Annotated in this window: 21 protein-coding genes; all 21 read right to left on the reverse strand. The window is 33.9% G+C overall.

Translation table 11 applies throughout. The annotated features are described in order from the left end of the window. Window positions 1-2 precede the first annotated feature (2 nt). Entirely contained in the window at window positions 3-1,241 is a 1,239-nt protein-coding gene (fabF, locus tag B5G32_RS01765; RefSeq protein ID WP_087935639.1) for a beta-ketoacyl-ACP synthase II, read from the reverse strand. A gap of 12 nt (window positions 1,242-1,253) precedes the next feature. Next, on the reverse strand, window positions 1,254-1,988 hold the full coding sequence (fabG, locus tag B5G32_RS01770) for a 3-oxoacyl-[acyl-carrier-protein] reductase (protein ID WP_087243247.1): 735 nt from the start codon (window positions 1,986-1,988) through the stop codon (window positions 1,254-1,256). Further along, window positions 1,981-2,895: an ACP S-malonyltransferase gene (gene fabD / locus B5G32_RS01775; RefSeq protein ID WP_087935640.1), complete on the reverse strand. Its 915-nt coding sequence runs from the start codon at window positions 2,893-2,895 to the stop codon at window positions 1,981-1,983. The genes fabG and fabD overlap by 8 nt, the downstream gene beginning before the upstream one ends. After that, the gene (locus tag B5G32_RS01780; RefSeq protein WP_087935641.1) at window positions 2,892-3,956 is read right to left on the reverse strand and encodes an NAD(P)H-dependent flavin oxidoreductase; all 1,065 of its coding nucleotides are present in this window, start codon (window positions 3,954-3,956) and stop codon (window positions 2,892-2,894) included. Before B5G32_RS01780 ends, fabD begins: the two co-directional genes overlap by 4 nt. Continuing rightward, window positions 3,953-4,897, reverse strand: coding sequence for an enoyl-[acyl-carrier-protein] reductase FabK (gene fabK, locus B5G32_RS01785; RefSeq protein WP_087243250.1), 945 nt, complete (start codon window positions 4,895-4,897; stop codon window positions 3,953-3,955). Before fabK ends, B5G32_RS01780 begins: the two co-directional genes overlap by 4 nt. Window position 4,898: 1 nt before the next feature. Continuing rightward, window positions 4,899-5,873, reverse strand: a complete 975-nt coding sequence (locus B5G32_RS01790; protein WP_087298039.1) for a beta-ketoacyl-ACP synthase III — start codon at window positions 5,871-5,873, stop codon at window positions 4,899-4,901. Further along, complete coding sequence (locus tag B5G32_RS01795) at window positions 5,870-6,790, reverse strand: acetyl-CoA carboxylase carboxyltransferase subunit alpha (RefSeq protein WP_087243252.1); 921 nt, start codon at window positions 6,788-6,790, stop codon at window positions 5,870-5,872. The genes B5G32_RS01790 and B5G32_RS01795 overlap by 4 nt, the downstream gene beginning before the upstream one ends. Beyond that, on the reverse strand, window positions 6,787-7,656 hold the full coding sequence (accD, locus tag B5G32_RS01800) for an acetyl-CoA carboxylase, carboxyltransferase subunit beta (RefSeq protein WP_087935642.1): 870 nt from the start codon (window positions 7,654-7,656) through the stop codon (window positions 6,787-6,789). Before accD ends, B5G32_RS01795 begins: the two co-directional genes overlap by 4 nt. After that, window positions 7,640-9,007: an acetyl-CoA carboxylase biotin carboxylase subunit gene (accC, locus tag B5G32_RS01805; protein ID WP_087298037.1), complete on the reverse strand. Its 1,368-nt coding sequence runs from the start codon at window positions 9,005-9,007 to the stop codon at window positions 7,640-7,642. Before accC ends, accD begins: the two co-directional genes overlap by 17 nt. A 9-nt stretch (window positions 9,008-9,016) precedes the next feature. Beyond that, window positions 9,017-9,433 carry an acetyl-CoA carboxylase biotin carboxyl carrier protein gene (gene accB / locus B5G32_RS01810; RefSeq protein ID WP_087243255.1) on the reverse strand — a complete coding sequence of 139 codons (417 nt, stop codon included), beginning with the start codon at window positions 9,431-9,433 and terminating at the stop codon, window positions 9,017-9,019. Between the two features lie 42 nt (window positions 9,434-9,475). After that, a complete protein-coding gene (locus B5G32_RS01815) occupies window positions 9,476-9,700 on the reverse strand; it encodes an acyl carrier protein (RefSeq protein WP_087243256.1) in 225 nt (74 codons plus the stop codon). 184 nt (window positions 9,701-9,884) lie between these two features. After that, on the reverse strand, window positions 9,885-11,708 hold the full coding sequence (locus B5G32_RS01820) for an ABC transporter ATP-binding protein (RefSeq protein WP_087935643.1): 1,824 nt from the start codon (window positions 11,706-11,708) through the stop codon (window positions 9,885-9,887). Next, window positions 11,701-13,923, reverse strand: coding sequence for an ABC transporter ATP-binding protein (locus B5G32_RS01825; RefSeq protein ID WP_087935644.1), 2,223 nt, complete (start codon window positions 13,921-13,923; stop codon window positions 11,701-11,703). The genes B5G32_RS01820 and B5G32_RS01825 overlap by 8 nt, the downstream gene beginning before the upstream one ends. Beyond that, the gene (locus B5G32_RS01830) at window positions 13,920-14,348 is read right to left on the reverse strand and encodes a MarR family winged helix-turn-helix transcriptional regulator (RefSeq protein WP_087243259.1); all 429 of its coding nucleotides are present in this window, start codon (window positions 14,346-14,348) and stop codon (window positions 13,920-13,922) included. Before B5G32_RS01830 ends, B5G32_RS01825 begins: the two co-directional genes overlap by 4 nt. 89 nt (window positions 14,349-14,437) lie before the next feature. Further along, on the reverse strand, window positions 14,438-15,679 hold the full coding sequence (locus tag B5G32_RS01835) for a glutamate-5-semialdehyde dehydrogenase (protein WP_087935645.1): 1,242 nt from the start codon (window positions 15,677-15,679) through the stop codon (window positions 14,438-14,440). Further along, window positions 15,672-16,805: a glutamate 5-kinase gene (proB, locus tag B5G32_RS01840; protein ID WP_087297735.1), complete on the reverse strand. Its 1,134-nt coding sequence runs from the start codon at window positions 16,803-16,805 to the stop codon at window positions 15,672-15,674. The genes B5G32_RS01835 and proB overlap by 8 nt, the downstream gene beginning before the upstream one ends. Continuing rightward, a complete protein-coding gene (locus B5G32_RS01845) occupies window positions 16,792-17,622 on the reverse strand; it encodes a hypothetical protein (protein ID WP_087935646.1) in 831 nt (276 codons plus the stop codon). The genes proB and B5G32_RS01845 overlap by 14 nt, the downstream gene beginning before the upstream one ends. Before the next feature lie 108 nt (window positions 17,623-17,730). After that, on the reverse strand, window positions 17,731-19,509 hold the full coding sequence (locus B5G32_RS01850) for an ABC transporter ATP-binding protein (protein WP_087935647.1): 1,779 nt from the start codon (window positions 19,507-19,509) through the stop codon (window positions 17,731-17,733). Continuing rightward, entirely contained in the window at window positions 19,502-21,238 is a 1,737-nt protein-coding gene (locus B5G32_RS01855) for an ABC transporter ATP-binding protein (RefSeq protein ID WP_087243264.1), read from the reverse strand. Before B5G32_RS01855 ends, B5G32_RS01850 begins: the two co-directional genes overlap by 8 nt. 120 nt (window positions 21,239-21,358) lie before the next feature. After that, window positions 21,359-21,961: a rubrerythrin gene (gene rbr / locus B5G32_RS01860; RefSeq protein WP_087935648.1), complete on the reverse strand. Its 603-nt coding sequence runs from the start codon at window positions 21,959-21,961 to the stop codon at window positions 21,359-21,361. Window positions 21,962-22,007: 46 nt separating this feature from the next. Next, a complete protein-coding gene (locus B5G32_RS01865; protein ID WP_087297712.1) occupies window positions 22,008-22,301 on the reverse strand; it encodes a hypothetical protein in 294 nt (97 codons plus the stop codon). Window positions 22,302-22,447 lie beyond the last annotated feature (146 nt).

The following is a 22,447-nucleotide window of genomic DNA, read 5'->3' on the forward strand; positions in this document are numbered from 1 at the left end:
CTCTAATCCTCCCATTTCTTGAAAATCAATGATGCATTATGTCCACCAAATCCAAGAGAATTGTTCATAGCATAATGAATATCTTGTTTTCTACCAACATTTGCGACGATATCTAAATCACAGTCTTCATCTTTATTTTGATAATGAATTGTAGCTGGGATATATCCTTCCTGTAATGCTTTTACACAAATAACAGATTCTAAAGCACCACTCGCTCCTAATAAATGTCCTGTATAAGATTTTGTTGATGACATAGCCAAATGATAAGCATCGTCACCAAAAGCATATTTGACAGCTGTTGTTTCTGTCTTATCATTTAATGGTGTAGATGTCCCATGAGCATTGATATAATCAATATCAGATGGTTGTAAAGCAGCATCTTCTAAAGCCTGTTTCATCGCTTCTCCACCACCGCTTCCATCAGATAATGGTGCTGTAATATGATAAGCATCGCAAGTTGCTCCATAACCAACAATTTCACCATAGATTGTCGCATTTCTATCTAATGCATGTTGTAATTCTTCTAACACTAAAACAGCTGCTCCTTCACCCATGACAAAGCCACTACGATCTTTATCGAAAGGAATAGAAGCACGATCTTTATCCTCACCAGTATGCAAAGCTTTCATAGAAGCAAATCCTGCAACTGATAATGGTGTAATAGAAGCTTCACTTCCTCCAGCAATCATAACATCTTCATATCCATCTCTGATTTTATGGAAGGCTTCACCAATTGCATTTGTTCCAGCTGCACATGCAGTTACAACAGAAGATACATAACCTTTTGCACCTAAATCAATCGCAACACTTCCTGCTGCTAAATTAATTAAAGTCATAGGAATAAAATATGGTGAAACTTTTGATGGTCCTCTATTTAATAAACTTTGTTCCGCTTTTTCAATAGATTCAACACCACCAATACCACTACCAATAATGACACCAAAACGATTTTTATTCATTGTTTCTAAATCCAACTTTGCATTTTCAATAGCCTGTTTAGAAACAACTCTGGCAAATTGCGTAAAACGATCATTAAATTTTAAATCTCTTTTTGTAAAATATTGTTCTAAATCAAGATTTTTCACTTCTCCAGCTAATTTGACCTTATAATCACTTGTATCAAAATGTGTAATTTCATCAATTCCACATGTCTGATTTAAAATACCATTCCAAGTTTCTTCAACAGTATTTCCAATTGGAGATACGGCTCCCATTCCAGTAACGACAACTCTTCTTTTCATGTTTTGTCCTCCTTACATGACCATTCCGCCATCAACATTGATGACTTGACCCGTAATATATTTTGCACTATCACTTGCTAAAAAGTATGCAACATTCGCAACATCTTCTGGTTCACCCATTTGTTGCAATGGAATATTTTTTAAGATATTTTCTTTTGTATCATCACTTAAAACATCTGTCATTTTTGTGGCAATGAATCCTGGCGCAATAGCATTCGCACGAATATGACGTGGTGCTAATTCTTTCGCAACTGATTTTGTTAAAGCAATGACACCAGCTTTACTGGCTGCATAATTGGCTTGTCCAACATTTCCAATAATTCCAATTACACTTGCCATATTGATAATAACACCTGATCTTTGTTTCATCATAATACGAGAAACAGCTTTAATGGTATTAAATGTTCCTTTTAAATTGACATCAATGACATCCATAAATGACTGTGTATTCATTTTTAATAATAACTGATCTTTTGTAATCCCTGAATTGTTAACCAAGACATCAATAGAACCAAACTGTTCTAAAACAGCTTTCATCATTTGATCCATGGCATCATAATCAGTGACATCACCTTCATAAATCATAGCTTCAATACCATGGGCACAACATTCTTTTTGAACTTCTAAAGCTTCATCCTGATTTCCAATATAATTAATCGCAATATTATATCCTTCACTTGCAAATTTTAAAGCAATGGCTCTACCAATTCCACGACTGGCACCAGTAATTAACGCTACTTTACTCATCTTTTAACGCTCCTAACATTTGATTTAAACCTTCAATACTATCTACACTATAAACAGGAATACTTCTATCTGTCTTCTTAACAAAGGCACTTAATGCTTTTCCTGGTCCAATTTCCACAAAAGCATCAACACCTTGTGCAATCATATATTGAATTGATTGATAGAAATAAACACTTGATTTGATTTGTCGAGTTAAAATATCAATGAGATCTCCATCTTCTTCTTTTCCTGAAACATTATAAACAACTGGAATCTTTGTTTCATGAATATCATATTTTTCTAACTCTTCTTTCAGCTTATATGATGCTTCTTCTAATAATGGAGAATGGAATGCTCCTGAAACTTTTAATGGAATGACACGTTTTGCGCCAGCTTCTTTTAATTTTTCTGAAGCAATCTCAACAGCTTCTTTTGTTCCTGTAATCACAATTTGTCCTGGACAATTGTAATTGGCAATTGTGACACCATCAATAGGTTCAATAACTTCTTGAATCTTTTCAGCATCCATGGCTAAAACAGCTGCCATAGATGTTGTTCCAGCTGGCAGGGCTTCACTCATAATCTGTCCACGACGTCTCACAATTGAAATCGCATCTTGTGTGTCAAAAGCTCCTGCATAAGCCAAAGCAGAATATTCTCCTAATGATAAACCTGCCACATAATCAGGGTGAATACCTTGTGCTTCAATCACTTTCGCGATAGCTAATGATGTTGTTAAAATACAAGGCTGTGCATATGATGTTTCATTTAAAACATCTTCAGGTCCTTCAAAACATACTTTTTTGACATCAATATCAATATTGGCCTGATCAAAAACATCTCTGGCTTCTTGGAATTCATCATAAAATGCTTTTCCCATACCTACATATTGACTACCTTGACCAGCAAAAATCATTCCTATTTTCATAGATTTTCCTCCATTTCTTTTATATATTCATGAATCACTTCTTCAACATGTTTCATTTCATGAATTCTCGCTGCCTGGCTTCCTACAAAAACCAGACCATTTTGTACATTTCCTTTTACACTCTGTATTAATGCTTCACTAATACAATAGGGTGTATTTTCAGGATTGCAAGGAATCATGCAATGAAGACAATTTTTCATACAGATATTTCCTGTTTCTCTTGTTTTCTTTACAAAATCATTGACAATAGCACGTCCTGGAAGTCCTGCTGGACTAGAGACAAGTTCAATATCTTCTTGGCGACATTGAATAACCATATCTTTAAATTCTTGTGCTGCATCACATTCATAAGTCGCAATAAATGGTGTGGCAATCTGTACACCTGTTGCCCCTAATTTGATGAATTCAGCAATCTTCTTTCCAGAATCTATACCTCCAGCAACAAAAACAGGAATCGTCTTTTTGTATTTGTCTTCCCAAACTTTTAATTCTTTTTTAACATCAGCTAAAATATCACTTAGTTTTTGACACGTATGAGCCAATAAATCATCTTTTTTAAATCCCAGATGTCCACCAGCTTCACTACCTTCAATCACTACGAAATCAGGTGTATACTGATAACGTTTATCCCATACTCTGGCAATCAGTTTGGCCGCTTTTCCACTCGATACAATTGGTGCTAAAAGCGCCTTTCCTTTAGCAAACTTAGGTAAATCTAATGGTAATCCTGCCCCTGAAATAATGGCATCACAACCACCTTCAAGAGATGCTTTCACGAAATCTTCATAGTTTTGACTGGCAACCATAATATTGACACCAATCAAACCATTTCCTTTAGCAAGCTCTTTGGCACGTTGGATATGATCTTTTAAAGCCTGACAATTGACAGCAATTGGATTTTTTCTAAATCCTTCATAATTATAGCCAGGATGAGCGGCACTGATGACACCCATAGCACCACATTTTGCAACTGCTCCTGCTAATGATGATAAAGAAATACCGACTCCCATACCACCTTGAATGATAGGAAGTTTCATGATACGATTTTGGATTTGAATCATTGCATTTCCTCCATGACTTTTTGCAAGTTTGCATAAACTTGTTTTGTTGAAGCCATCATTTCATCAAGAATCTGTTGCATTGGTTTCTTTTCTTTGACCATTCCAGCAATTTGTCCCATCATCACAGATCCAGTTTTCACATCACCACTCTGTACAGCTTTTCTTAAAGCCCCAAGTGTTAATTTTTCTAATTCTTCACGACTTTCAAAATGTCCTTCAAGTTTTAAATATTCTCTTGCCATTTGATTCTTTAAAATACGGACTGGTGTATTCACACTTCTTCCAGTTACAACAGTATCAGTATCTTTGGCTTTAATAACAGCATCTTTATAGTTTTCATGAATTGGACATTCATCAGCAACCAATAGACATGTTCCAATCTGTACGCCAATAGCACCTAAACTCAAAGCTGCCATCACACCACGTCCATCTCCAATTCCACCAGCTGCAATCACTGGAATATTGACAGCATCTACAACCTGTGGAACCAAAGCCATTGTTGTCATTTCACCAACATGTCCACCTGATTCTCCACCTTCAACAATCAAAGCATCAGCACCAGCTCTTTCCATACGTTTAGCCAAACCAACGCTAGGCACAACTGGTAAAACTTTAATTCCAGCTTCTTTGAGTTTTGCCATATAAGGTCCTGGATTTCCTGCTCCTGTTGTCACAACATGAACGCCTTCTTCAACAATAACATCAATAATTTCACTGGCATATGGATTCATCAACATCACATTGACACCAAAAGGCTGGTCTGTTAATTGTTTACATTTTTGGATTTCTTCACGTGTTTGAGCTGCATCCATTGATCCTGTTGCAATAATCCCTAAACCACCACTATTAGAAACACAGGCAGCAAAGGAAGCAGTTGCAATATTCGCCATAGCTCCTTGAATAATAGGGTATTTTATATTTAATAATTCATTTAATAACACTTTATTGTCCTCCTCTATTGTCAATAAGAGTTGCTCCATAAGTTAATCCAGCACCAAATCCAACCAAAATAACACGTCCCTTTTCAGGAATCTTTCCTTCTCTTTGTGCCATTGCATAAGCAATAGGAATACTGGCCGCTGAAGTATTTCCAAACTCTTGAAGATTCATATAAAATTTTGATAAATCGACTTTCATCTTTTTTGCCACATGAGAAATAATACGATAATTCGCCTGATGTGGAATAATCAAATCAATATCATCTATAGAAAGCCCTGACTGATCCAAAACATTTTCAATAGATTCTTTTAAAACTCTAATTGCAAATCTAAACACATCATTTCCTTTCATATTTAAATAATGTGTTGATGCTCCCTGATTTTGTAAATCATGAACTAAAGGCAATCCTTGAGCATGTAAGACTTCCTGTAAGTCTCCTTCACTATTGGCATAGTGATAAAGTTTTGTATCTCCTCGACCAAGAACCATCGCACCTGCGCCATCCCCAAACAAAACGCAAGTTGAACGATCATTCCAGTCAATCATCTTACTAATTGTTTCACTACCAATGACTAAGATATGGTGATATCTGCTTAATAAATCACTGGCAATCTGAAATGCATATAAAAATCCACTACATGCTCCATTAATATCAAAAGCAAAGACAGGACAATCATTTAATCCCAGTTTTGCCTGAACAAGACAAGCTGTTGAAGGTGTCATACAATCTGGTGTCATTGTTGCGACAATAATCACTTCAATGTCTTCTTTTTGAATATGTGCATCTTCAATCGCCTGTAAACTGGCTTTATAAGCCAAATCACTTGTATTTTCAGTTTCACTCACATAACGTGATGAAATACCTGTTCTTTGTACAATCCATTCATCACTTGTTTCAACTCTTTTTTCTAAATCAAAATTCGTTACTTTCTTTTGAGCTTTAACAAACCCAGTTCCTAATATTTCTATTGAACTCATGACATAACTCCTATCTTACGGAACTTCTGATAACGTTTTTCCAATAAATCTTTTTCTTTTGTATGAGTTAAAACATCTAATTCTTTTTGTAAATACTGATCAATATTATCTAATACAAGTTTTAAATCATTTTGCATACCACCTGTTGGTTCTTTGACCAAATAATCAGCAATTCCTTTATCATATAAATCATACGATGTCAGTTTCATCACTTCAGCCGCTTCTTGAACACGACTATCATCTTTCCATAAAATACTTGCAAAACCTTCAGGTGATAAAACAGAATAAATGGCATTTTCTAACATACAAATACGATCGGCAACACTTAAAGCTAATGCTCCTCCACTACCACCTTCTGATAAAACAATACAAATAACAGGTGTTTTCAAATCAGAAAAAGTGTATAAACATTCAGCAATCGCCTGTGCCTGTCCCCTCTCCTCAGCTTCGATACCAGGATAAGCTCCTGCGGTATCTACAAAAGTAATGATTGGTCGATGAAACTTTTCGGCTTGTCTGGCAAGTCTGAGAGCTTTACGATAACCTTCAGGATTACACATTCCAAAATGACGGTTCAAATTTTCTTCCAATGTCTTTCCTTTGGCTTGTGCAATAACAGTGACTGGCATATCGTGAAAATAACCAATTCCCCCAATAATAGCCTGATCATCTCCATAACATCTATCCCCATGAAGTTCATAGAAATGGTCAAACAATCCCTCAATAAAATCACTTGCTTTTGGTCGTGATGGATGTCTTGCGATAGACACACGATCCCAAGCAGTTAAATGATGATATGTTTCTTTTGTGAGAGTATCAATCTCTTGAGAAAGTTCATCGAACTCTTTTTGATCTTCTGTTACAGCTCTTTTCGCCTGTAACTCTTTTATTTTTCTTTCATTATCTACGAGGCTCATAATTTTCCTCCATGCAATTTTAATAAATCTGAAATAATATTTTTCAAATCATGTCTTTCCACAATCATATCAATAAAACCTTTTTCAAGTAAGAATTCTGCAGTTTGGAAACCTTCAGGTAACTCCTGCTTAATTGTATCTTGAATAACACGTTTTCCAGCAAATCCAATCATGGCCTGTGGTTCAGCAATGATAATATCTCCCAGCATCGCAAAGCTGGCACTGACACCACCTGTTGTAGGATGTGTTAATAAGGCTATATAAAGACCTCCTTGATTTGAAAAGCGTTTTAAAGCAGCACTGATTTTAGCCATCTGCATTAAAGAATCAATACCTTCCTGCATTCTGGCACCACCACTGGTACAGCTAATAATCAATGGTAATTTTTTACGTGTAGCCAGTTCTACTGCTTTACATATTTTTTCACCAACAACTTTTCCCATACTTCCCATCATGAAACGAGAATCCATGACACATAAGACAACACGACTCTGGTTGATTTTACCAACACCACAAATGACAGCTTCATTCATACCGGTTGACATCCAGGCTTTTTTTAGCTTTTCATCGTAACCAGGAAAATTTTCATTGTTAGATGTTTTATCTTTTTCAAAATATTCTTTCCAAGTGCCTTCATCCATTAAATCACGTATACGCTGTCTGGCACTGATTTTCATATGATGACCACATTTAGGACAAACATAATCATTTTCGATAAGTGAAAAATAAGGAATAGATTCATGACAATGATCACATTGTTTAAAGATATTTTCAGGAATTTCTTTTTTTTCTTTAATTTTATGTCTATTTAACCATGATGAGAATTGTTTTAATTCTTCATTTCTTTTTTTAAACAATTGATCCATTATCTTTCAACTCCTTTATAAATGTTTCACAGAAGCTTGTATCATAACTTCCTTCAATAAATTCTTTAGAATGTAGAACATAATAATGGAATTTTGTATTCGTTGAAATACCATCAATAATGACTTCACTTAACGCTGCACGCATTTTTTTAATACATTCTAGACGTGTTGGTGCAAAAGTAATTAATTTTAAAATCATTGAATCATAATAAGGTGAAATTTCACACCCACTATACATGGCACTATCCACACGCACTCCTCTTCCACCTGGTAAATGCATAAATGTTATTTTTCCAGGTGTTGGCGCAAAATCACGATTCATATCTTCAGCATTAATACGACATTCTAAAGCATATCCATTTTGATGAATATCTTCTTGCTTATATGGAAGCTTTAATCCTTCAGCAACCTTAATCTGTAACTTGACTAAATCAATACCACAAATCATTTCTGTAATAGGATGTTCAACCTGAATACGTGTATTCATTTCCATAAAATAATATTGTCCGTGTTTATCTAATAAAAACTCAATTGTTCCAACACTATTATATCCCACATGATGACAAGCCTTGATGGCATCTTCAAACAATCTTTGACGCACATCTTTCTTTAAAATATGACATGGTGCTTCTTCAATCATCTTTTGATGACGTCTTTGAAATGAACAATCTCTTTCAAATAAATGAATCACATGACCATGATGATCACCAATGACTTGAACTTCAATATGTTTTGGATTTTCAATTAATTTTTCTAAATAGACATCATCATCACCAAAACAAGCTTTGGCTTCAGCTTTGGCATTGAGATATTGTGTTTCAAACTCTTCTTCATTATGAACTACACGCATACCACGTCCACCACCACCATTGCTGGCTTTAATCATAACGGGATATCCTATATCTTCAGCAACCTTTTTCCCCTGTTCTACAGTTTCAATGACTTCTTTAGAACCAGGAATCACAGGAACTCCTGCTTCTTTCATCATCTTTCTTGCGGCAGACTTATTTCCTAACATATCAATAATATCAGGTGATGGTCCTACCCAGATCAATCCACATTGAATAACAAGTCTGGCAAATTCACTGTTTTCACTTAAAAAACCAAATCCTGGATGAATCGCATCACATCCCGTATTGCAGGCTGCCTGAATAATCGCATTCATATTCAGGTATGATTCATTAGCTAATGGTCCACCAATACATACAGATTCATCTGCTAATTGCACGTGCAAAGAATGTTTATCAGCTGTTGAATAAACGGCAACAGTCTGAATTCCTATTTCTTTACATGTACGTATAATTCTGACTGCGATTTCTCCGCGATTGGCAATCAATAATTTTTCAATCACATTATCACCTTACCCTATCATCATTAAAGTCTGATCATATTCAACTGTTTGACCATCTTGAACTTCAATAGATAAAACTTTTCCAGAAACAGTTGCTTTAATTTCATTCATGACTTTCATGGCTTCAATGATACAAATCGTGTCTCCTTCTTGAATCATATCTCCAACTTTGACATAAGGTTCTTTTCCCGCACCACTTGATTGATAATATGTTCCAACAATTGGACTTTTGATAGGTGTACCTGTTTCCTGAATTGTTTCTTCATTGTGTTCACTAGGTGTTTTGACATCGGTAGGTGTTATGATTTGTTTTGCTTCTATATCTTTTTCTAATGTGATATGTAAATCACCATCAGTTAAATCCATCTTAGATATTTGACTTTCTTCAAACATCTTCATAATTGATTTAATTTTTTCAGTATCCATACATGTTCCTCCTTAGAAAAATAAGCTAAGTGAAACCTTAGCTTATTGTTTAGATTCAATTAATTTCACAATATCTTCTACAGTTACTAATGCAGCTAATTCTTCATCAGAAATTTCAACATCAAATTCTGTTTCTAAATCTAAAGATAATTCAACAGCTGCTAAAGAATCAATTCCTAAATCATCTTTTAAGTTAGATTCTAATTTAATTTCTTCTCCATCAATATTTAAAGATTCTACTAATGCATCTTTTACTTGTTCAAACATGATATGTCCTCCTATGTGCTTACTTAAAATTTTTTATATTCTTACTTCAAATTTTTGAAGTAATGTTACTATACACCTCTTTTTTAGATTTGTAAATAGATTTTCATTAATTTATTTAAATTTTTTTATATAAATTTTTTAAAGTATTTAACATCATAAAAAAAACTTACTCAAAACGAGTAAGTTATTCATGACTAGATTCAAATTGTGACTGATAAAGATCAGCATAGAAGCCACCTTTTTCCAATAATGACTCATGATTTCCTAATTCAACAATATCTCCATCTTTCATCACAATAATAGTATTAGCATCTTTGATTGTAGAAAGTCTATGCGCAATAATAAAACATGTTCTTCCTTCCATTAATTTATCCATACCACGCTGAATTAAAACCTCAGTTCTGGTATCAACAGATGATGTTGCTTCATCTAATATTAATATCTTAGGATTAGCAAGGAAAGCTCTCGCAATCGTTAATAACTGTTTTTGACCTTGAGATATATTACTAGATTCTTCATTAATGATGGTATCATATCCATCTTCCAATGTATTAATAAAATGATCAGCATACGCCAAACGACAAGCTTTATACATTTCTTCATCTGTAGCATCCAATTTTCCATATTTTAAATTTTCACGGATTGTTCCACCAAATAGCCATGTATCCTGTAAGACCATTCCAAATAGACTTCTTAAATCACTTCTAGCAAAATGAGTAATATCTTCACCGTCAACTAAAATATGTCCACCATTCAATTCATAGAAACGCATCAACAATTTCACAATGGTTGTTTTTCCTGCACCCGTTGGCCCAACAATAGCCACACTTTGTCCAGCATGAACATGCATAGAGAAATCATGGATAATGGTTTTTTCTGGTGTATAACCAAATTGAACATGATTGAAAGTGACACTTCCCTGCATATGGTTAACTTGTTCGCTTGTGACTAAAGCGTGTTCTTCTTCCATTTCTGTTTCATCTAAAAATTCAAAAACACGTTCAGCAGCAGCGGCTGTAGATTGTAATTGATTCATGATTTGAGCCAATTGTGTAATAGGCTGATTAAATTGACGCACATACTGAATAAAAGCCTGAATATCTCCAATAGAGATCATATTTCCTGTTGCTAAAAATCCACCTAATAAGCAGACACCAACATATCCAATATTTCCAACAAATGTTGTCAGTGGCTGTAATAAACCTGAAAAGAATTGTGACTTCCAAGCTGAATTATATAAATCATCATTATATTCTTCAAATCTGGCAACAGAATCCTCTTCACCATTAAAGGCTTTGACAACCTGATGAGCACCATACATTTCTTCAATATGACCATTGACATTCCCTAAACTTGTCTGTTGAGAAATAAAGTATTTTTGTGTTCTTTTCATGATTTTTGACATGAAAAACATAGAAACAGGTAACACACATAATGCTAATAATGTCATTGGAATACTGATTGTCAGCATCATGATAAAAATTCCAATAACCGTTACTGAAGATGTCACGATTTGTGTTAAACTCTGATTCAATGATTGAGCAATCAAATCGACATCATTTGTTACACGTGATAATGTATCACCACTCGAATGTGTATCAAAATAACTGAGTGGCAAACGATCCATTTTTTCAGAAATTTCTTTTCTAAAATCATAAGCGACTTTTTGAGAAATACCAGAAGTTAAAAATCCTTGTATATAATTAAGAAGTGCGCTTAATAAATAAATACAAACCAGGAAAAAGAGAATCTGGAAAATAGCATCAAAATCAATACCACCAGTATGTGTGACTTTCGCCATAATTCCTTCGCTCAATTTATCTGTGGCTTGAGCTAAAACTTTTGGTCCAAAGATTAAAAAAACAGTTGAACCCGCAGCAAATATAAAAATAAATATAAATTTCACATAATAAGGTCGTAAATGAGCAAACAATTTTTTAATTGTTCCCTTAAAGTCCTTAGCTTTTTCATTAGACATCTGTCTACCACCCATATGTCCTCTAGGCATTGGCTAATTCCTCCTTTGAAAGTTGTGAATAAGCAATTTCCTGATAAACCTGACAATTTTTCATCAATTCATCATGAGTTCCTTTTCCAACAATTTTTCCATCATCTAAAACAATAATCTGATCTGCATCCATGATAGAAGCGATTCTTTGTCCAACGATCAAAACAGTATTTTGATTTTTTTCCATCAATTGACTTAATTCTTTTCTTAAAATAGCATCTGTTTTAAAATCCAATGCTGAAAAACTATCATCAAAAATAAGAATTTCTGGATTTTTTGCTAAAGCTCTGGCAATAGCTAAACGTTGTTTTTGTCCTCCAGACACATTTGTTCCGCCTTGTGAAATAGCTTCATCTAAACCATGTGGTTTTGCATCAACAAATTCTTTTGCCTGAGCCACACGAATGACTTCATTTAATTCTTCATCAGTTGCCTCATGAGCGCCATATTTTAAATTGGAACGAATCGTTCCTGAAAATAAGACTCCTTTTTGAGGAACAACACCAATACGTTCTCTTAAATCATGTTGGTTTACATCTTTGACATTGACACCATCAACAATAACCTCACCTGCAGTGACATCATAAAAACGAGGAATCAAATTGATTAATGTACTCTTTCCTGAACCCGTTGAACCAATAAAAGCCGTTGTCTGTCCAGGTTTAGCAGTAAAGCTAATATGGCTCAAAACAGCTTCATGAGCCCCAGGGTATTGAAATGAAACATCCTTAAATTCAACAACACCTTTTTGTTGTGAATCAAATTCAACAGGTTGTTTTGGATCTTGAATTGTTAATTCTGTTGATAAGACTTCATAAACACGATCGGCTGCCACACTGGCACGAGGAATCATAATGAAAATCATCGCAATAAATAAGAATGACATAATAATTTGCATTGCATATTGAATAAAGGCCATCATTTCTCCAATCGCAATATTTCCTAAATCTAATTGTTGAGAACCAACCCAAACAACCAAAACAGTCGCAAAATTCATGATAAACATCATGATTGGCATTAATGTTGCCATAGCGCGGTTAACAAATAAGTTAACAGTTGTTAAATCATCATTAGCTTTATCAAAACGTTCTTCACTGTGCTTTTCATTTCCAAAAGCTCTAATAACCAGAACTCCAGTTAAATTTTCACGCATTGTTAAATTCAATCTATCAATCAAAGACTGAATGACCTTAAACTTAGGTAAAACAACTTTCATCAAAACCATAATGACAAGTGTAATGACAATGAGAATCATTAAAATAATCCATGTCATTGATGATGAATGCGTAAAGGCTTTGATTAATGCACCAATTCCCATCATAGGTGCAAACAATACAATTCTCAATAACATAATCATTAACATCTGAACTTGTGTAATATCATTAGTTGTACGTGTAATTAATGAAGCTGTTGAAAATTTATTAAACTCGCTATTTGAAAAACTTTCAACTTTCTTAAAAACTGCTCGTCTTAAATCTCTCGCAAACCCAGCCCCTACTCTTGAAGATAAAAAGGCTGAAGCCATAGCTGCTAAAGAGCCTAATAATGCAATGCCTAACATCTTTAACCCAGCTACAAAAATATATTGTGTCTGTATCTGGTCAACATCTGCTCCTAAAGCCATATATTCATTTTTGACACCATTACCTGCAGCGACAAGCATTGTTGATTCACCCATTGTCTCAATTTGGGCATCAATTTTCTCTGTCATCTGATGACGTGTCTGTTCATCCATCATTTCAAAAACCTGATAAATATCCATCCCCTCAGGAATATTTTGAAATTGTTGCTGATATTCCTTTGAATTGGGATCCATTGAATCAATGGCAGAAACCATTAACATAGGTTTCATTAATGCACTTTCTAATTCTTCTGTTTCTGTTTGAGAAAGATCATGAAGTACATAGGCATCCTTTATTTTTGGAAATTTATCTTTTATATCTTGTGATAAATCGTCGTAAGAAGTCAAAGTATAGCTTGATTCAATCGTTTCTTTTTGCTTGTCATCAGCAAAAATCAAGAGATGTTCAAAAGTATCCTGACTATAAACATCACCTATTGATGTATCAAATCCACCAGCTTGTATCCCATTTGTTACAATATCACTCATATAATCTGGTAAGGCCAATTCCGATTGAGATTGAATAAAAACAAATCCAATACACAAAATGATTGGTAACCAAAACTTATATGCAAATTTTCGTAACTTAATCACTTGATTTCCTCCTTTAAATTCCTTTTTATTTTTTTGACAACATTCAAAACAGCCATATAATCTTCATCTGTCATCCCTTTACAGACAATCTGATGAACATGATGAAAATCTTTCTTCATCTCGTCAATGACTGCTTCTCCTTGAGAAGATAAAACAATATAATAATGTCTTTTATCATCTTCATTCAGCTTTCTTTCAATAAGCCCCATATCCACCAATCTTTTGATCCTTACTGAAAGCGTAGCTTCAGTAATACGAAGTTTCTGTGCAATCTCTTTTTGATTCATCTGTTGATGAGCAATCAAAAAAATCAATTTTGCCTGTTCCACTGTTAAATGATGACATTTTTGAGAGGTTAACTTTTGAATCATTTTATGAATCTCTCGCATCTCCTCCATCATTTCACTAAAACAATCATATTCCATCAAATCCCTCCTATTACTTAGCGTACTCATCATTATACTTAGTATACTAAGTATTGTCAATAAAAAAGCGAATCATCATGATTCACTCTTTATTCTCTCACTTGTCCCTGACCATAGATTTTATATTGATAAGATGTCATTTCCAACAAACCTAATGGTCCTCTGGCATGTAGCTTTTGCGTGCTGATACCAAGTTCCGCACCAAAACCAAATTGTCCTCCATCACTAAAACGTGTCGAAGCATTATGATAAACACATGCTGAATCTATACTATTTAAAAACATATGGGCAGTATCATGATTTTCAGTAATAATAGCTTCAGAATGTTTAGTGGAATACTGATAAATGTGTTCAATAGCCTCTTGTAAACTATCCACAATTTTAACAGCCACAATATAATCGTCATATTCTGTCGCATAGTCTGTTAATGTAGCTAACTGACATGGAATGATCTTTTGAACTTTACTATCCCCACGTATGTCAACACGTTCATGAAAAGCCTCATACAATAATGGTAAATACGTATCCGCTATATCCTGATGCACGAGAATGGTTTCAATGGCATTGCAGACAGATGGTCTTTGAATCTTTGCATTGACGGTGATATCTATGGCCTTTTTCAGATCTGCTTCTTTATCAATATACAAATGACAATTTCCAGCACCTGTTTCAATAACAGGAACAGTTGCATTTTGCACAACATGCTGAATTAAGCCAGCTCCTCCTCGTGGCACGACAACATCCACATAACCATAAGCATGAATCAATTCATCAACCATTTCTCTTCCACCATAGTCAATCAATTGCACACAATCAACAGGTAATGTCTCTTTGATGGCTTCTCGCATAAGCTTTGTTAAAATGCGATTAGAATGCATAGCCTCTTTACCACCTTTTAATACACAGACATTTCCTGATTTGATACATAGACAGGCAATATCAACTGTTACATTTGGTCGAGATTCATAAATGATTCCAAAAATCCCAATAGGAACACGCACTTGTTTAATAAGCAATCCATTAGGTCTTTTGATCTCTCTAATTATATCACCAACTGGATCATCTAAACTTACTAATTTCAAAACATCATCTGCCATTGCAACAATTCTATCTTCATTCAGCAACAAACGATCAACCATCGCATCTGACATTCCTGATGCTTTTGCATGTTCTATATCTTTTTGATTTTCATTGATAATCTCTAAAACATGCTCTTTTAAAGCCTGAGCAATCTTTATTAAAGCCTGATTTTTAGATTGCGTATTCATTGTCATCATGTGACGACTAGCCTGTTTTGCCTGTGTCAATTGTTTGAAAAGTTGTTCATTCATGAGATTCACCTCCTAATATAACCATATTATCAGCATGAATCACTTCATCATAATCATAACTTTCCAATATATTTTTAATATCCTGACTATGATGTCCTTTGATTAATGCGATTTCAAAACTTGTATACTGTACAATCCCTTTTGCGATTCTTTGTCCTTGCTGATTCATAACATCCACAACCTGTCCCGCTAAAAACTGTCCATGAACATCACTAATGCCTGAAGGCAATAAACTTTTATGATGTCTTAAAGCTTGACACGCTCCATCATCAACAATAATTTCACCTTTAGATTGTGTTCGATAAGTTAACCAATGAGCTTTCGCATTAAGATGTTTCCCCGTTTTCCCATTAAACCATGTACCTTCTTCACACTCATCAAAAATATGCAACAAACTCTCTTTCTTTTGACCATTTACAATCACCATATGCTTACCATAATCATTCACAATTTTCGCTGCTTTAATTTTTGTAGCCATACCGCCTGTCCCTAATTTTGAAGTTGAACCAGAAGCCATGTTTTCAATCTTTTCATCAATCTGTTCAACATACTTTAAAAGCTGAGCCTGTGGATTATGATGAGGATTATCCGTATATAAACCATCTATATCACTGACTAATATCAATAAATCTGCATCTATCACAGGTACTAACAATGCAGATAAAGTATCATTATCTCCCACTTTAATTTCATCTACTGCCAAAGCATCATTTTCATTCACAATCGGTATAACCCCATAATCAATTAAAGCATTCATTGTATGTGAAAGATTTAAAAGACGTTGACGATGATCAAAATCATCATGGTTCACTAAAACCTGTGCACATTTTAAGTGAAACAGTTGAAATATTTCTTCATAAATCTGCATCAGCTGTGCCTGTCCAATAGCCGCTAAAGCCTGTTTTTGTGGTAACGTTTCAGGTTTTTTCTCTAATTTCATAGCCCCCATTCCAGCACTGATGGCACCTGAAGAAACGACCACAACTGTCATTCCCTGTTCAATTAATTGCGCTATTTGCATCACTAAATACAAAATCTTTTGTTGATCTATATAACCATTGGCATGACACAATGATGATGAACCAATCTTAATAATGACTTTTTTGATATTTTTAATCTCTCTCATGATACTCATTCCTCATTTCCTTATAAAATAAGTATTTTGCGATTTCAAATCTTCCTTTAAAAACTTCAATATATAAAAATAAAGATGTCACAATACAAAACAACATCAAAATATCATTTAAATGTCCAATCCATAAAACAATACAACCAGTTATAACCCAATAACAGGCATGACGTAAAATATATAATATATACAGATGAGCAAATTGAAAAATTCTTGTTTTCATCAATTGAATTGAATAGCTCATACATTCGCTCCATGAAAGTTCTTCTAATTCCATCATATAAGGAACAGGCATAAATAATGCTGTTAAAAAAAGATAAACAGCAATACAGATCAGAATATTACCAACAAGAAATATATTTTGTAAAATCAATGCTATATATTCAAATTGAGGAACAAAATATTCTGTTTGTATGAATGTATTCCCCAATGACGAAAACCATTCAATAGAAAATTCTGGTATCAATTCATGAATTGCCAAAAAAGATGGTAAAAAGCATACAAGCGTACACAAAACAATAATAGCTTTACGCATTAAATATGCAGGAGCTACTTTGGGAAAACAGAAAATACCATTCAATGAATCATGATAATCAAGAACTGGCTTTTCTTCATCAACCAGTTTCATTGCACATTTCACATAGCCATGACTTATTGGGCATAAAAACAGTGATACAAAAAAAGAGAAAATACCACTTCTTAAATATTGTGCTAAAATTCCAACATATCCAACATAGAAAAATTCAGGGATAACCTGTTTTTTATATTTTTGATATAACTGATTAGATTGTTGTTTAATGACATGAATATCCATAAATCTATCTCCTTGTTGAAAACATTATACACAACTTCCTATCATTTGTAAAAGAAGTTCATGAAAAATTATTTTTCTTCACAAAAAAGGCAGTTGCATGCAACTACCTTACTCTTCTACAAATTGTGCATTATATAATTGACTATAAAACCCATTTTGAGCCAATAATTCCTCATGTTTTCCCTGTTCCACAAGGTAACCATCTTTAATGACTAAAATCAAATCAGCATTTTTAATTGTGGATAAACGATGCGCAATCACGAAGCTTGTACGACCTTTCATCACATTTTGCATAGCATCCTGTAATCTCTTTTCCAGTCGTGTATCAACCGATGATGTTGCTTCATCTAAAATCATAATTTGTGGATCTTTTAACATCGCTCTGGCAATCGTCAGTAATTGCTTTTCTCCTTGAGAAATATTATTGGCTTCTTCATTCACAATCATATCATAGCCATCTGGCAATGTTCTGATAAAATGATCCACATTAGCCTGTCTAGCTGCCTCAATCACTTCATCTTTTCTGGCATCTAAACGTCCATAATGTATATTTTCATAAATAGTCCCATGAAATAGCCATGTATCCTGCAAAACCATCCCAAACATAGAACGTAACTGTTCTCTTGGAATCTGTCGAATATCAACACCATCAATGCGAATACTACCAGAAGTTACATCATAAAAACGTAACAACAAACTAATTAAAGTTGTTTTTCCTGAACCCGTTGGTCCAACGATAGCTACCATCTGTCCACTTTGAATATCAATATTCAAATCGTGTAAAACTTCTTTATCATGATATCCAAAACAAAGATGATCAAATTGAACATGCCCTTTTGCATGAGTTAAGGTCTGTGGATTTTCAACTGGTTTTTCTTCAGTTTCATTTAAAATTTCAGATATTCTATGTAAAGCCGCAAAAGCCGATTGAATTTGTGAAGATAAATTGCTGACTTGAGATATAGGATCATTAACCTGCCATATATAGCGGACAAAAGCCTGCAATTCTCCTACAAGTATACTGCCATTTAAAACAAATAAACTCCCAACAAAACCAATTGTTCCAATAACCATATATGTCACAAGAGAAATACATGGCGAAATAATTGATGACATAAATTGGGCCTGAAATGCATTACGATAAAGTGTCTGATTGATATCTTTAAATTTTTCAATAGCATCTTGTTGTTTATTAAACAAAAGAATTTCTCGATAACCACCATACATTTCGGTAATAGCACCATTTAAGTTTCCTAAAGCATCCTGCTGGGCCTGGAATTTCTTTTGTGAACGTTTAACAATAATCTTGGTAATGACCAATGCCACAGGAATGATCAATAAGACAATGCAAGTCATGACAATATGTATACGTACCATCATGACAATAGCTAAAATCAGCATCAATACACCTCTTATGATTTCCGTGAGTGTCTGTTGTAAGGCATTCGAAAGTGTATCTACATCATTTGTAATACGACTTAAAACATCACCATATTTATGTTTGTCAAAATAACTAACAGGTAATTTTCTAATCTTTTCTTGCAGGGCATTTCGCAAATCATGCATAGTTCTTTGAATAGAATTTGTCAAGGCTGTAATTGTGATGGACTGAGATATTGTCTTTAATAAATAAATGCCAAACAACATCACCATAATATGAATCACACGATCAAATTCAACATGTGCTCCTGGCACATTATTCATCATAGCCATCGCATCTTCCATCAATAATGAAGTCATCATTCCTTCAATCATAGGTGCAACAGATAATGCAAAACATGTCACAACAATCATGAATATAGCGATAATAAATTCCCACTTATAGGGCGATAAAAACGGAGAAATCTGTTGGACTGATTTTTTAAATGTCTGCCATTTTTTACTCATAGTTCAATTCCTCCTCACTGAGTTGTGATAAAGCAATTTCATGATAAATAGGACATGTCTGTAAAAGTTCCTTATGTTTTCCATGCCCCACAATTTGCCCCTCATCCAATACAATAATCTGATCAGCATCTTTAATCGTTGAAATCCTTTGAGCAACAATGAAAACAATAGAATGTTGCGTTTCTTCTTTTAAAGCATGACGTAAAATGGCATCCGTTTTATAATCCAGAGCCGAAAAAGAATCATCAAAAATATAAATCTCAGGTTTTCTAATTAAAGCTCTCGCAATACTTAAACGTTGTCTTTGTCCTCCTGAAACATTCGTTGCACTTTCTGTAATCATTTCATCAAAACCATTTGGTTTTTCCATAATAAAATCATAGCTTTGAGAAACTTTAGCAGCATGTTCTAACTCTTCTAAAGTTGCATCAGCCTTTCCATAACGTAAGTTTTCAGCTATTGTTCCTGTAAACAACATAGCCTTTTGAGGAATAAAACCAATTTTATTTCTCAAATCATCAATACGATAATCCTGTATATCAATACCATCAATAAGTATCTCTCCACTACTGATATCATAGAAACGTGGAATCAGATTAATCAGTGTACTTTTACCAGATCCAGTACTTCCAATAAAAGCAATCGTTTCTCCTTCATGGGCTTCAAAAGAGATGTTTTTTAAAACAGCTTCCTCACCATCAGGATAAGCAAAAGTCACATTTCGAAAAGATAAATGATGTTGAGATGTTGAAGATTGTGGTGTTTGTAAAACATGATCTTTAATATCACTTTGCGTTGATAAAACACTCATAATACGTTTCGCTGAAACAGCGGCACGTGGATACATCACAAACACATTACAAAATAACATCATTGAAAACATGGCATGGAAAAGATATTCCTGAAAAGCAATGAGTTTTCCAACCTGTAATGTTCCAGCATCAATCATATGACTGGCTACATAAAAAATAACAAGTGTAACCAAATTCATTAAAAAATAAAAGATGGGCTGTGTTAAAAGCATCAGTTTAAAAATCTTTCTTGTATAACTTGTAAATTCATCATTTGTCTGATTAAAACGAGCTTGTTCATAAGCATCATTATTAAAAGCTCTAATGACCTTTAAGCCTGATAAATTCTCTCTTGTAATACGATTTAAACGATCCAATGATAACTGCTGTTTTTGTGACATTGGTTCTGATATTTTAGCTACCACGATAACCCCTACAACAATCACTGGTAATGTTGCGGCAATAATCAAAGAGAGTTCCAATGATGTACGCATTGTCATAAAAACACTAATGATAACCATAACTGGTGTTAATAAAGCTGTTCTCAAGATGACATTGACAAACAGCTGAATTTGAAAAGCATCATTATTTGTACGTGTAATTAATGATGAAATCCCAAAATGATTAAATTCATGTGGTGAAAATGTTTGAATATGACTAAAAATATCATTTCGCATATCTCTTGTAATAGATGTTGAAATTTTCGCACAACAATATCCTAAAACAATAGTTCCTGCCACCCCAATGATTGAAATCACAATCGCTAGAAACCACATAGAATAAAGATATTCCACATTTTGATTGGTAACCCCATTATCAATCATATTAGCAATGATTGTTGGTAAACCTAATTCAACCAAAGCAAAGCCAAAGACAGATATAATATTTAAAATCAATAACTTTTTATATCTTTTGAGATAATGTAATATAAGTTTCATATAGTTCCCCCTTCCTTTTTAAACAGTATTAATCTTATTATATACTAAATAAAAATAAGAGTATAGCTCTAACATCATTCTATTAAAAAAAGAATATCAACAAGATATTCTTCCTCTTCTTTACTGCTCTATTTCACAAGTGAATGGAACATCTTTTAATCTGATAAAATAACCTTGATCATGTGAACAAACTGGACATAATTGAGGGGCACGTGTTCCTTCAAAAATAAATCCGCAATTCAGACACATCCAATAACAAGGCTGTTTGGATGCATAAAGTTGTCCATTTTCCAACAACGTCGCCATTTTTTCAAAACGATCACCATGTGTTTTTTCAATTTCAGCAATATTGAAAAAATCCTGTGCAATCTTATGAAAACCTTCTTCTTTTGCAATCGCTCCAAAATTCTGATAGACATCTTCATATTCTTCATATTCATTATGTCTGGCACTCTTTAATAATGATAAGACATCATCATAAGTATCAACAGGATATCCTCCATCAATCACTATCGTTTCACCTGTTAACTCTTTTAAATGATTGTAGAAGATTTCAGCATGTTCCTTTTCCTGATTGGCTGTAAAATAGAAGACATCCGCTAACATATGATGACCTTTCTTGGCTGCCAATCCTCCCGCAAATGTATAACGATTTCTCGCTTGTGATTCACCTGCAAAAGCACGCATTAAATTATCTTTTGTCTGACTATTTTTAAAATCCATATTTTCACCTCATCAAGAGTATGGACATTATTTTCATAAACATTCGCTATTTTTTATTTTTATTTTGAATCCACCCCATAATAAGTGTTGAAAATTTTGTCAGCATCCAAACAATGATGACCATCCATAAAATCCATGCAAAAATACCAATCATATCTATTTGAACCCTAGCCAGATATAATTGCTTGCCTATCCCATGTTGGGCTGAAACAAAAACCTCTGCCATGACACCGACTTTAAAACTTAATGGTAAACATGTCTCAACAGCTGATAAAATATAACCTTTAATCAATGGTAAATAGGCATAACGAAGATTATAGTACAAAGGATGATGATACAAGGTGATGATATCCTGTAAATGCTTACATATCAGACAAATATAAATAACCTGATACAATTATTAAGGGCTAATCTTGCAAAACTATTAAACATGAAAGATGGATTCAGGAGACTCATAAATAAAATAATAAGAAAAGCCTCAAAAAA

It is taken from the genome of Massilimicrobiota sp. An80 (genome assembly GCF_002159255.1).
Classification (GTDB): Bacteria; Bacillota_I; Bacilli_A; order Erysipelotrichales; family Coprobacillaceae; genus Allocoprobacillus; species Allocoprobacillus merdigallinarum.

Excerpts from the sequence above, each read along its gene's own strand:
- fabF (WP_087935639.1), bottom strand. The coding sequence starts at position 1,241 with ATGAAAAGAAGAGTTGTCGTTACTGGAATGGGAGCCGTATCTCCAATT.
- fabG (WP_087243247.1), bottom strand. The coding sequence starts at position 1,988 with ATGAGTAAAGTAGCGTTAATTACTGGTGCCAGTCGTGGAATTGGTAGA.
- fabD (WP_087935640.1), bottom strand. The coding sequence starts at position 2,895 with ATGAAAATAGGAATGATTTTTGCTGGTCAAGGTAGTCAATATGTAGGT.
- B5G32_RS01780 (WP_087935641.1), bottom strand. The coding sequence starts at position 3,956 with ATGATTCAAATCCAAAATCGTATCATGAAACTTCCTATCATTCAAGGT.
- B5G32_RS01790 (WP_087298039.1), bottom strand. The coding sequence starts at position 5,873 with ATGAGTTCAATAGAAATATTAGGAACTGGGTTTGTTAAAGCTCAAAAG.
- B5G32_RS01795 (WP_087243252.1), bottom strand. The coding sequence starts at position 6,790 with ATGAGCCTCGTAGATAATGAAAGAAAAATAAAAGAGTTACAGGCGAAA.
- accD (WP_087935642.1), bottom strand. The coding sequence starts at position 7,656 with ATGGATCAATTGTTTAAAAAAAGAAATGAAGAATTAAAACAATTCTCA.
- accB (WP_087243255.1), bottom strand. The coding sequence starts at position 9,433 with ATGGATACTGAAAAAATTAAATCAATTATGAAGATGTTTGAAGAAAGT.
- B5G32_RS01815 (WP_087243256.1), bottom strand. The coding sequence starts at position 9,700 with ATGTTTGAACAAGTAAAAGATGCATTAGTAGAATCTTTAAATATTGAT.
- B5G32_RS01820 (WP_087935643.1), bottom strand. The coding sequence starts at position 11,708 with ATGCCTAGAGGACATATGGGTGGTAGACAGATGTCTAATGAAAAAGCT.
- B5G32_RS01830 (WP_087243259.1), bottom strand. The coding sequence starts at position 14,348 with ATGGAATATGATTGTTTTAGTGAAATGATGGAGGAGATGCGAGAGATT.
- B5G32_RS01835 (WP_087935645.1), bottom strand. The coding sequence starts at position 15,679 with ATGAATGAACAACTTTTCAAACAATTGACACAGGCAAAACAGGCTAGT.
- proB (WP_087297735.1), bottom strand. The coding sequence starts at position 16,805 with ATGAGAGAGATTAAAAATATCAAAAAAGTCATTATTAAGATTGGTTCA.
- B5G32_RS01845 (WP_087935646.1), bottom strand. The coding sequence starts at position 17,622 with ATGGATATTCATGTCATTAAACAACAATCTAATCAGTTATATCAAAAA.
- B5G32_RS01850 (WP_087935647.1), bottom strand. The coding sequence starts at position 19,509 with ATGAGTAAAAAATGGCAGACATTTAAAAAATCAGTCCAACAGATTTCT.
- B5G32_RS01855 (WP_087243264.1), bottom strand. The coding sequence starts at position 21,238 with ATGAAACTTATATTACATTATCTCAAAAGATATAAAAAGTTATTGATT.
- rbr (WP_087935648.1), bottom strand. The coding sequence starts at position 21,961 with ATGGATTTTAAAAATAGTCAGACAAAAGATAATTTAATGCGTGCTTTT.